General features: G+C 41.3%; 9 protein-coding genes and 1 rRNA gene. 6 read left to right on the top strand and 4 right to left on the bottom strand.

The features are described from left to right. Positions 1–101: 101 nt before the first annotated feature. Positions 102–440 carry an ArsR/SmtB family transcription factor gene (locus tag J7E63_RS15060; RefSeq protein WP_215013690.1) on the top strand — a complete coding sequence of 113 codons (339 nt, stop codon included), beginning with the start codon at positions 102–104 and terminating at the stop codon, positions 438–440. Positions 441–911: 471 nt separating this feature from the next. Here J7E63_RS15060 and J7E63_RS15055 read toward each other — a convergent pair whose 3' ends face one another. The 3 genes from J7E63_RS15055 to J7E63_RS15045 form a co-directional block, all read right to left on the bottom strand. Next, positions 912–1,874: a bile acid:sodium symporter family protein gene (locus J7E63_RS15055; protein ID WP_215013689.1), complete on the bottom strand. Its 963-nt coding sequence runs from the start codon at positions 1,872–1,874 to the stop codon at positions 912–914. Between the two features lie 275 nt (positions 1,875–2,149). Further along, positions 2,150–4,084, bottom strand: a complete 1,935-nt coding sequence (locus J7E63_RS15050) for a PTS fructose transporter subunit IIABC (protein ID WP_215013688.1) — start codon at positions 4,082–4,084, stop codon at positions 2,150–2,152. 757 nt (positions 4,085–4,841) lie between these two features. Beyond that, complete coding sequence (locus J7E63_RS15045; protein WP_215013687.1) at positions 4,842–6,758, bottom strand: BglG family transcription antiterminator; 1,917 nt, start codon at positions 6,756–6,758, stop codon at positions 4,842–4,844. A gap of 395 nt (positions 6,759–7,153) precedes the next feature. Between J7E63_RS15045 and J7E63_RS15040 the strand changes: the two genes are divergently transcribed. The 5 genes from J7E63_RS15040 (at position 7,154) to J7E63_RS15020 (ending at position 10,964) form a co-directional block, all read left to right on the top strand. After that, positions 7,154–8,107: an L-lactate dehydrogenase gene (locus tag J7E63_RS15040; protein WP_215013686.1), complete on the top strand. Its 954-nt coding sequence runs from the start codon at positions 7,154–7,156 to the stop codon at positions 8,105–8,107. Positions 8,108–8,149: 42 nt separating this feature from the next. Then, entirely contained in the window at positions 8,150–9,373 is a 1,224-nt protein-coding gene (locus J7E63_RS15035; protein ID WP_215013681.1) for an MFS transporter, read from the top strand. A 576-nt stretch (positions 9,374–9,949) separates the two neighbouring features. Further along, positions 9,950–10,168, top strand: a complete 219-nt coding sequence (locus J7E63_RS15030) for a DUF1659 domain-containing protein (RefSeq protein ID WP_215013679.1) — start codon at positions 9,950–9,952, stop codon at positions 10,166–10,168. Positions 10,169–10,207: 39 nt separating this feature from the next. Continuing rightward, the gene (locus J7E63_RS15025; RefSeq protein WP_214712402.1) at positions 10,208–10,426 is read left to right on the top strand and encodes a DUF2922 domain-containing protein; all 219 of its coding nucleotides are present in this window, start codon (positions 10,208–10,210) and stop codon (positions 10,424–10,426) included. Between the two features lie 259 nt (positions 10,427–10,685). Further along, a complete protein-coding gene (locus tag J7E63_RS15020; RefSeq protein ID WP_215013677.1) occupies positions 10,686–10,964 on the top strand; it encodes a DUF5683 domain-containing protein in 279 nt (92 codons plus the stop codon). Between the two features lie 373 nt (positions 10,965–11,337). Here the strand turns inward: J7E63_RS15020 and rrf are convergent. Continuing rightward, positions 11,338–11,454 (bottom strand): 5S ribosomal RNA (gene rrf, locus J7E63_RS15015). Positions 11,455–11,536: the final 82 nt, after the last annotated feature.

Below are 11,536 nucleotides of genomic sequence, written 5' to 3'. Positions count from 1 at the left end.
TTAAGTTCTAAATTTCGATAGTCATCGAACAATAGAAATAATATCATGTGCTATGGTATAATGCAATCATAAACTCGAAAAAATTTTAAGGAGGTTTTATCGTGAAAATTTTATTTCACCCAGACCGTGCAGATATTCATTTGTCCAACGTTTTATCTGCCTTAAGTGATCCTGTTCGTTTATTAATTGTCTCCAATATAAAAAATGCAGGTGAACGATCCTGTGGGGATATTGGAGTGCCCGTTGCGAAATCCACTTTTTCCCATCATACTCGTACGTTAAGGGAAGCGGGTATTGTGAATGTGCGCGTCCAAGGAACCCAGCGTTTCCTATCTCTAAGAACGGAAGATTTGGAATACCGTTTTCCAGGACTACTTTCTTCCATTCTAGACGCTTTTGAAACCTCCGAAGAGAAGAAACAGCTACTTAATCCAGAATAATCATCTTGTTCTTCTTTCTGAATTATTATTTTAGGGTACTTCCATTTTGGCTCTAAAAAATCTTATAGAAAATAAAAAAGTACAAAAACAAAAGACTGAGGTACTTTAGCCATTAAACTTGACCGTAGTTCCTTAATTAAAACTATGGATTTTTGTTTAAGCAAATTCACAGCTATGATGGGAAAACAAAATTACTGTTGTGAAATTAGAATTTTTAAATGACGAATAAGTAAGTAGTAAAACAATTTATTCAAAGTCATTGAATTAGAAATAAGCCCTTTCTTATTGAAAGTAATTACTAAGACCTTTGAAAGAAACAAGGCTGACCCTATATACTTCCAAAAAGAGATTTAAGTATATAGAGGAAATTAGGAACTATCTTGAAGAAAAGATCCAATCTTAGTTTGTAATGATTACTCCTTGTTAAAAAAAAGCGAAAACCACCCAGATAAGGCTGGATGGTTTTCAGTGTTAACTTACCTTTTTGATACTTTGATCATTTTGATCTTTTTCTTTCATACGGCTGAAAATATTAGCGAGAACGGAACCAGATAGATTATGCCAGACGCTGAAAATGGCACTTGGTACTGCCGCTAAAGGCGAGAAATGAGCGGTAGCGATAGCGACTCCCAAGCCCGAATTCTGCATACCAACTTCCATCGCAACAGCCTTTTGTTTTGCAAGGTCCATCCCGCATAAACGGGCAAAGAAAAAGCCCAGGAAGAATCCAAGCAGATTATGAAGGATTACTACACCAAAAATAAGTAGACCCGATTCAGCAATTTTAGTCGCGCTCCCTGCTATGACAGCAGAAACAATTAACACAATCGCAATAACGGAAACAAGCGGCAATGCTTTTGCACCGGCTTTTGCCTGTTTGCCAAAGAACTTTTTAATGATAAAGCCAGCTGCTAATGGAACAATGACAACTTGTACAATCGAAAGGAATAAGGAAACAACACTGACATCAACCCATTTGCTCGCAAACAGAAGAATAAGCAATGGTGTAACAATTGGTGCAAGAATCGTAGAAATTGAGGCAATTGCAACGGCCAGTGCCACATTTCCTCTTGCTAGAAACACCATAACATTGGAAGCAGTTCCGCTTGGACAGCATCCTACTAAAATGACACCTACAGCAACTTCTTCAGGTAAATGGAGTCCGACTGCCAATAAAAAGGCAAGTAACGGCATAATGATAAAGTGACCGATGACCCCAAGCGCCACTTCTTTCGGTCTTCTAAATACTTCTTTAAAATCCGATAGCTCGAGTGTCAGGCCCATTCCAAACATAACAATTCCTAGTAGAGGAACAATATATCCTCCCAGCCACACAAAGTTACCAGGATTAAGATAAGCAATAACCGCAAAGATCAATACCCATAACGTAAATGTTTTCCCAGCAAAGCTGCTGATTTTCTCGATGACTTCCAAAACAATTCCCCCTATAAATTAATTCCAACTATTTCAATAAATTTAATACACATTATATTAGAATAAATATTTAAAAAAATCAATATATTCTTACAAAATGTTACAAAATTTTCTGTATTGTTGATGCTTGCTTTCTGCTCTCATCATCATTGATATCGCAAACTCAAATGCGGCTTGACCAAGAGAACCATCCCCATGGTCTCAAAGACATAAAAAAAGCAGAGAGAAATTGCTCTCTGCTTTACTGTTTGATTCAGTTTACCTCCCACTGACCCCTAAATAGTCTCAAGAAGTTTATATGCTTCCTCTTTCGTCGTAACCTTTAATAGTTGCTCTCTAAACCCATCATCCATTAATTTTCGTGATAGCATTTGGAGAATCTTGAGATGGGCATCTCCTGCTGCTTTTTCCGGCACAGCAATCATGAAGATTAATTTTGCCGGAGCGCCATCTAAACTTTTCCAATTGACACCGTCACGTTTGATACCAAAGGCAACAGCTGGTCGTTTAACCGCATTGGATTTACCATGGGGGATGGCGATATTCATTCCAAGCCCAGTCGAACTTTCACTCTCTCGATTTAGGATCGCTTGTTTATATTCTTGTTTTGAACGTAAGACATCAGCTGTATCAAACTTGGCAATCAATTCATCGATTACATCATCACGTGTGTTGCCAGTTAAATCGGTATCAATTAATTCTATTGTTGTAATATCTGTTAACTTGCTAATATCGGTTTTAGAAACAGCTTCGACTTTTTCTTCACGTACTGGCGCCGCAGCACTAGTAACAGGACCAACACCCGCCGCTACCAGCACAGAACCATCTACGTTTTTCTTTAATGCCGTAACCATGAGGGCCGTTACAATCACACCAACAATAACAGCGATGAAGAACATAACCACATTGTCAACAGCACCTAATATAGCAACAATCGGACCACCGTGAGCAACTCTGTCACCCACACTAGAAAGCATGGCGATCACAGAACCTGCCATCGAACCGACAACGATACTTGGAATCACACGAAATGGATCTTGTGCGGCGAACGGAATCGCACCCTCAGTAATACCAAATAGCCCCATCGTGAAGGATGCTTTACCGGCATCTCTTTCTGACTGACTAAATTTGCGTTTGTTGATAAAAGTAGCAAGTCCAATTGGCGGGATACAGATCGCTACTGCAATGGGTCCCATAATTTCATAGTTACCTTCTGCAATCATGGCAGAACCGAAAAGAAAAGCAACTTTGTTGAATGGGCCACCCATATCGACCGCAATCATCGCGCCGAGAATCATCGCTAAGACGATCGAGCTTCCACCTTGCATGCTAGCAAGCCAAGTTGTTAATGCTTCGAACACACTTGCCACCGGATGACCAATGACGAAGATAAATAATAGACCGACAATAACACTTGAGATAATCGGGATAAAAATAATCGGCATAACGGGCTGAACCGCTTTTGGCACTTTAATTTTTTTAATAGCTAGGGCAACATAACCCGCTAAGAAACCAGCAATAATCCCGCCGATAAATCCTGCACCAGCTTCACTTCCGTAAAAACTACCATTGGCTGCAATATAACCGCCAATCATACCTGGTACGAGTCCTGGACGGTCAGCAATACTTACCGCAATGAAACCAGACAGTATCGGTACCATGAACATGAAAGCCGTGCCGCCAAGACCTTCAATTTGTTTCCAAAACGAACCTTCTGGTATTTTAATTCCACCTGGTGTTTGCTCACCACCTAGAGCTAATGCAATCGCAATCAATAATCCCCCCACGACAATAAAGGGAATCATGTAGGAAACCCCACTCATTAAGTGCTTATAAAAGCCGTTTTCCTTTTGTTTGCTTTTCTTTTCTTCACCAGACGGGGCTGATTCAGGTTTATAAACAGGAACTTCTCCGCTTTGAATCTGTTTGATCAATTCTTCTGGTTTGCGAATACCGTCTTGGACACCGGTGACAATTAATTTTTTGCCGGCAAAACGGTCCTTCTTAACCTCTTTATCCGCTGCAATAATAATGCCATCTGCTTCGGCAATATCTTGCTCCGTTAACGCATTTTCGACGCCAATCGAACCTTGTGTTTCCACTTTTATATCGATGCCCAACGCTTGGCCCGCTTTTTGTAAGTTTTCAGCAGCCATATATGTATGAGCAATTCCCACTGGACAAGCTGTAACAGCTAATATTTTCCCCATCGTGTTACCTCCTATTGTAAAAATAACTAAGTAATCGCTTTCTTAAATCTATAATATACCAATCTTGTTCAGTTAATTTTTTATCTTTTTACCGGAGACTGCGGTAAAAAAAGTTTAATGCGTTCCTATGTGACCTTAAACTTAGTTCTAGCTCCATTTCGGTCACGTAGAGCCCTCCTACGTTACCTCAAACTTAGTTCTATTACCACTTCGGTCACGTAGAACCTTCCTACGTGACCCTAAACTTAGTTCTATTACCACTTCGGTCACATAGAACCTTCCTACGTTACCTCAAACTTAGTTCTATTACCACTTCGGTCACGTAGAACCCTCCTACGTTACCTCAAACTTAGTTCTATTACCACTTCGGTCACGTAGAACCTTCCCTACGTTACCTCAAACTAAGTTCTATTACCACTTCGGTCACGTAGAACCCTCCTACGTGACCTCAAACTTAGTTCTATTACCACTTCGGTCACGTAGAACCCTCCTCCTACAAAACGGAGCTAAAGGTAACGATTAGGGGTTAATTGTGCCCGACACCTTAGAAAAACGGAGCTGACGGTAACAATTAGAGGTTAATTGTGCCCGACACCTTAAAAAAACGGAGTTGACGGTAACAATTAGAGGTTAATTGTGCCCGACACCTTAGAAAAACGGAGTTGACGGTAACAATTAGGGGTTAATTGTGCCTGACACCTTAAAAAAACGGAGTTGACGGTAACAATTAGCGGAGAATTGCAAAAAAACCAACCCGCTAGGCGAATTGGTCCAGTACTTGTAAAAATTCTTGATAATTCCTTGCAGCTGTTAGCGCATGAACGACCAAAGGCGCCTCACTCAGGGAAGAAATCTTCCCAATTACCCCGCGAAGCTCCCCTTGATTTTCTTTGGCAATGGCCAGCATGATGACAAGGGACACTCGTTCATTCCCCCACTCCATCCGCTCCTTCATGATCGCCGTGGCTAAAGCAGATTGGTGAATCATTGCTGGGTTTCCATGCGGGATGGCAATTCCCCCGCCGATGGCTGTAGCTGATTTCCTCTCTCGATTAACAGCACTATGAATATACTCTTTACTCACAAAGCCTTTTTTATAAAGAGCGTCCGCCAGCAATTCAACGACTTCATAGCGGTGTTCTTTTTCCACGTTAAAAAACACGAGCTCTTCCTTCAAGAAGGGAGAAAATACATGGGGCCCATGGTGTTCGGCACTTTTCTGCTTCAGCACCTCGACAAACTGATGTAACTTTTTCTTATCCTCTTGTCCAAACAACGGTGAAATCACGATGTGCTCAATATTTACTTTCTCAAGTGGAACCGTTGAGATAATAAAATCTGGATGCGTACTCAAATAATCCGGCACTTCCGCCTTTCCAATACAGGCGACAATCTCAATGTTCTGGTACTGCTGTTCGATTTTCGCCTCTAACAAATGCGACATCCCAATCCCCATATGGCACACAATCAACGCTTTCTTCTTTATATCTCTCTTTTTTTCCAGTCTTTCAACAGAGGCTTGAAAATGAAGGACAATATAGGCCGCCTCATCCTCAGGGATTTCGATCTGAAAAGTTTGTTTGATTTCTTCAAGCGTTAACATCACCATATTGAACATATAGGGATACATTTTTTTAATATTCGATAGAAGCGGATTGGTAATCGGAAAACCATATTTGATGCGATTGATGACCGAGTGCAAATGGACGGCAAGGCCATCGATTAAGATCGGATCCGCTTCATAATGAATGAGTGTCAACTTCTCCATCTTACGAACGAAAGCAAGAACAAGCTCAGCTGCCTCTTCATCAACGGTCAAATCTTGATTGACTTCCTCCCCAACACGCTTGCTGCTAATCAGGTGCCACGTAAAATAAACCTGCTCCACATCCGGAAAGATTAACCGAAAGGCCGACTCCAATTTTTCAAAAAACCAGCTAGCATATTGATATTCTCTGCGTTCAAACGCCATCACCTTTTCGGACTCTTGGACAAATACAGGCGACCGCTGCCGGGTCCGTTTCACCATAATCAGTGCATGAACGAGCAAGCTCTCTAAGGCATCATCTGAAAAGGCAATCGAAAATCGCCCCTGCATATCCTTAAGGGCATTCCTAACGGTCGAAATCTCATAGGGTAAAAATAAATCCAACACGACATTTTTTTCATGTAAAAATAGCTCAGACAAGTGCGCCAAAGCATTTCGTTTCTTCAATTCTGATCCTTGAATCACATTTCCCACCCGCGGCTTCGAAACGAGTTCGAGCTCAAACCGCTCGAGCCAATCCGTAATCGTCTCGATATCTTTTTTTATCGCCGCTTTAGGAACATAATATCGATCGGCAAAATGCTGTAAGGTGATCGCCTTATCACTTGTTAACAGCTGATAGGCCATTTCAAACAGCCGTTCTTCATTGGTTTTCGGCTCGCTCGAAAGAAGACTGCGCAAAATTTGCGACCGAGCACTTTCATCACTTTCAATCGCAATCCCAAGGCCCGGCTTCCGGATGAGGCTGGCGCTTGGATAATCGAGGAGGAACTCCTCCAATCGATCTAAATCGTTCCGAACCGTTTTTTCCGCACAATCAAGCTCTTCCGACAAATCCTTAATATGCAATACCCCTTCTTCATGAACGAGCAATATTCGTAGCAATTCTTTTTGTCTATTATTCATCCGTGCACCCGCTCTAAAAACAATATAGGTAAGTGTATCTTTATTTTGTCCGCTAATCAATTAAAACAATGCGAACGATGAACCTGGAACCCAAACAAGCTAAATTCCTTCCTATCCTTAGGCACCTTTATGCTTTTTTTTCGAAGAATAACCGTCCTCATAATTACTTACGCTTTTTTTCGAAAAATAACAGTGTCATACTTAATCACGCTTTTTTCAAAAATAACCATCCCCACACTTAATCACGCTTTTTCAAAAATGTAAAGGCTTCCATGGAAAGAGTCATATTTATGCCACAAATATTGTGAAATCATTCACAAACAAGTGATATACTAACACCGTTAACTTATTAATTACTAGCGAATGATGACATTTATATATAGGAGCTGATCATAATGGAGAACAGAAATAAAAAAGTAAATCGAGTGGCCTTAATTGGAACAGGTGCTGTCGGCTGCAGTTATGCTTATTCAATGATTAATCAAGGAGTGGCGGAAGAATTAGTTCTCATTGATGTCAATGAGGCAAAATCTGAAGGGGAAGCGATGGACCTGAATCACGGGATTCCGTTTGCTCCGTCACCTATCAACGTGTGGAGCGGGTCTTATCAAGATTGTGAAAGTGCAGACTTAGTGGTCATTACCGCAGGGTTGGCTCAAAAGCCTGGTGAAGCCCGATTAGAATTAGTGGAAAAGAACACGAAAATATTTAAACAAATCGTAAAAAACATTATGGCCAGTGGATTTGACGGCATCTTCTTGGTCGCAACAAACCCTGTCGATATTTTAACCTATGTGACCTGGAAGGAGTCTGGGCTGCCAAAAGAGCGTGTGATTGGTTCTGGTACCGTATTAGATTCAGCGCGTCTCCGCTTTGCGCTGGGTCAGCATTTCAATATGGACACACGAAATGTTCATGCCTATATCATTGGCGAACACGGGGATACAGAACTTCCCGTTTGGAGCCGTGCCTCAGTGGGTGTTGAAAGGCTTGAAGAACTTTCAGCAAGGAAAAACGAACCAAACAAAGATTGTTTAGAAGATATTTTCGTTAATGTCCGTGATGCGGCTTATCATATCATCGAACGAAAAGGTGCAACGTACTATGGAATCGGCATGTCCCTCGTTCGAATTACGAAGGCAATTTTAAACAATGAAAACTGTATCCTAACGGTCTCCTCCTATCTAGATGGACAATATGGACAGGAGGATGTATTTATCGGTGTTCCGGCTGTCATATACCGCGGAGGAATCCGTGAAGTGATTGAAATACAGCTAAATGAAAAGGAAAAGGAACAATTCAGCCACTCGGTTACCGTATTAAAAGAAACAATGAAACCTGTCATCTAGAAATGTTTAGAGTTGAAAACACGAATGAAAGCAGATGAGAGTATGGAAACGATTAATCATACAAAAAAAGGTTATTTTATGATGGCTGTTTTATGGCTGGCCTATGTAACCTTTGCCATGAACTGGGTGGCGGGCTCTTCCTTGACACCGCAAATAACCGAAACCTTTTTCGGTGGACCCGTGGATCCTATTATTTCTCAATTAGTGAACTATTCGATTACGACCGCGCGTGTCTTTGCCAACATCTTAGCAGCGATCGTGCTCATGAAATTAGGACCTAGAAAAGCGGCAGGTATCGCGATTGGCCTATTAATGATGGGACTTGTCGCGATTTATCTTCCGAATTATTGGGCCTATACCGTCGCTAGGATGGTCATGGCCGTTGGGGGCTCGATGGTCATTGTCTATATGAACCCCATCGTTGCTCACTATATTAAAAATTCGAACATAAAGCTGCGCATTAATGCCGCCAATACGGTGGCCTATAATGCCGGTGCCTTTATTGTCGCCGTCTTATTTACAGTTTTCGCCAAGCAAATGGTCGCCAACTGGCGTTTAACATTAACGTTCTTTGCCTCTTTAACGATCTTGTTTTTTATCGCTTGGCTTTGGAAAGCAGAGACCTTTGAAACAAAAGAAACGGGTGGTACCGCTGAAAAGTATGGCTATAAAGAGGCGCTCAAGGACGGATTTCTCTGGCGCTATGGCCTGGCGTTTGCTTCCTTTTTAACCCTGTATGTATTATCGCTCGTGAGCTTTAAAGCTATTTTTGATCAATATACCTTGTTAAATGGCTCTGTAACAAACCTATTAATCTCAGGTTTTGGCATTCTCGGAACATTTGCAGGGATTCGCATCGGAAATAAGGGCGTGCCACGGAAGCCAATCCTTCTGTTCTCAGGGATTGTCATGGTAGGAACCTTTGCCCTAGCCATTGTGTTTGCTAACAAGATTCCGCTTCTTGCTTACACACTCATTTCAATATCAGGATTTGCGATGTATATCCAGTACCCAATCTTTTTGAATCTCCCTCATGAATTAAAAGGGATGACTCCACAAAGATTGACGATTATGTTCGGACTTTTCTGGGCGATCGCTTATGCGGGCCAAACCATCGCGACGATTGTGTGGAGCTTTATTTTAGGCTCATCCGGATACACTGCTGCGATGATTTTCTTTATCGCTGCCTCCAGTGTGTACATCTTCTTGGTGGCGACCTTCCCGGAAACAAGACAGAAGGAAGCCATCCTACGGCGAGCAGCATAAGGAGGGACATGGGGGGATACGGTTCTTATGACTTTTAATGAGATTTGTGCCGACCATAAGAACCTTATCCATGGTGTCTACAACTTAGGTGGTGCCAGGCACTGCAAAGTGAAGTGCTGCCAACACTTTTTTTCGTTAACTTATACTTTTACCGACCTACATCTGAGAAAATTGCCTGTTTGTTATGTGGAAAAATAGATTCGCTGATAAAAGCAGGTTTTTCGCTGATAAATGTGCCTTTACCGCTGATAAAATAGTCCAGTCCGCTGATATCCTTCAATAATTCGCTGATAAGCTGCTCATTGCGCTAATTCCCCCCCCTCCAGGCTCCCTCCTCCGCCTAAAAGTTAGCTTTATTTGTGCAAATTTGGCTTTTATTTGCGGATCTACGGCTTTTATTTGCAGATCCACTGCTTTTATTTGCGGATCGTCTACGAAATCTCGAAAACTCTATTATAATGCCCTGAGATCACTATCCTCCAGGGCATTTTTCAATTTATTTAAAATTCTCTTCTCCCTCCCCTGCCCTTTTTGCCGACTTTTCTCTATATAGAAGGTGAAAGGTGGTGAGAGACAATGGCACAAGCATTATTAGAGGTTACGAAGCTTCGCATTGTGTTTGAAGCGGGCATGGATGACGAAGGAAATCCCATTCTCAAAGCAAAAACGTTTAGCAATGTCACAAAGGCTGCTACCGCAGATCAACTATCGCAAGCGGCACTAGCAGTAGCTGCTCTATGCAATGACCCGCTAAACAAAGTGGAGCGAAATGACAGCTCCGCGATTCTAGGTTAATAGTCTAACGAAATAATAAAGGGAGTGGAGGTGAAAGAAATGGCAAAAACATTGGAATTGCAATTTACCACAGAGTTTGGAAAGACGGCAAGCCTTTCCGTCGATAACCCTAAAGAGCCGATTGATGAAGAAGTTGTAAAATTATCGATGGCGCAGATTATTGCATCTGAAGTTTTCACAACGGCTAGTGGCAAGTTTGTAGCTGCAAAAGGAGCAAGGGTCATCGACCGAAATGTGACGGATTACGTGATTGCCTAATAAGGGAAAAAGGCCGGATTCATGATGAATCCGGCCTCTTTTTATTAATTAGAGAAGGATGAGAGAAAGTGGAACAGTTGATTCCAATCATCAGCCATATGAGATTCCCAGTCGACCACACAAAGCCTCCCCATGGTCATTCCTACTATTTTATAATAGAGGTATATGACTTTCTTACCAAAAAATGGACAAATAAAGGGAATTAGACTTACTATGTAGAAATTATAGTAACATATTCTTTTTTGGGGGAAATGGCACTATGAGACAAAGTCGACAATATAAATCTCCATTTGCTGCAATGTTATGGTCGTGTGTTTTACCAGGCTTCGGGCAATTATATAATAAAGATTATATTGTTGGCGCTGTGTTGATTGGCTTGGAATTTATAGTGAATTTGAATTCAAATTTAAACATATCCCTAATCGACTCATTTATAGGAGATATTAATTCAGCCCATCATGCGATTTTTATAGATGGGCGCTATTTTACCCATCCCTATACGGATATGGAATTTGGCAGGCATTTAATTCTGCCATAGCCAATAATAATAAGATGGTTGGTAAAGACCAACGGACATATTTATCTGGCTTCTTCCTTGGAATGGTATTAGGAATGGATTTCGGTTTATTTTGGCATGACACTAGCTTTATCAGACATTATACGGTTTTTAGATTTTTGGATTTCCCTGTCTTTAATGGACTTGCACTAGGTTTGTTAACAGGAACTTTCGGACATATAATGGAAATTGTATTTTATCGAAAACAAAGAGCGGCCTTTATAATATCTAAAAAGTAGGACCTACATAGAATAATGAATTAGACTAATGCTCAGTTATATTAATAACTACAGTGAACATCATACATATACGTTGAAAAACAAAAAAAACAACCTTTTCAGGTTGTCCTTAATTTGCCTGGCAACGTCCTACTCTCACAGGGACGCGTGTCCCAACTACCATCGGCGCTGAGAAGCTTAACTTCCGTGTTCGGTATGGAAACGGGTGTGACCTTCTCGCCATTGCTGCCAGACTATTTTTTTAGAGGAATCATTCCCTCAAAACTAGATAATGCAGAAGAAGTTTGTAAAATGAGTATGCCTTATAAATTGGTT

The organism is Bacillus sp. ISL-75 (assembly GCF_018613095.1).
The sequence above is the reverse complement of the archived record's forward strand: the minus strand, read 5'-3'. Positions and strand labels throughout refer to the sequence as shown.

Coding starts and splice junctions, on each gene's coding strand:
- J7E63_RS15050 (WP_215013688.1), bottom strand. CDS start 4,084: ATGGGGAAAATATTAGCTGTTACAGCTTGTCCAGTGGGAATTGCTCAT.
- J7E63_RS15030 (WP_215013679.1), top strand. CDS start 9,950: ATGGCACAAGCATTATTAGAGGTTACGAAGCTTCGCATTGTGTTTGAA.
- J7E63_RS15040 (WP_215013686.1), top strand. CDS start 7,154: ATGGAGAACAGAAATAAAAAAGTAAATCGAGTGGCCTTAATTGGAACA.
- J7E63_RS15025 (WP_214712402.1), top strand. CDS start 10,208: ATGGCAAAAACATTGGAATTGCAATTTACCACAGAGTTTGGAAAGACG.
- J7E63_RS15020 (WP_215013677.1), top strand. CDS start 10,686: ATGAGACAAAGTCGACAATATAAATCTCCATTTGCTGCAATGTTATGG.
- J7E63_RS15045 (WP_215013687.1), bottom strand. CDS start 6,758: ATGAATAATAGACAAAAAGAATTGCTACGAATATTGCTCGTTCATGAA.
- J7E63_RS15035 (WP_215013681.1), top strand. CDS start 8,150: ATGGAAACGATTAATCATACAAAAAAAGGTTATTTTATGATGGCTGTT.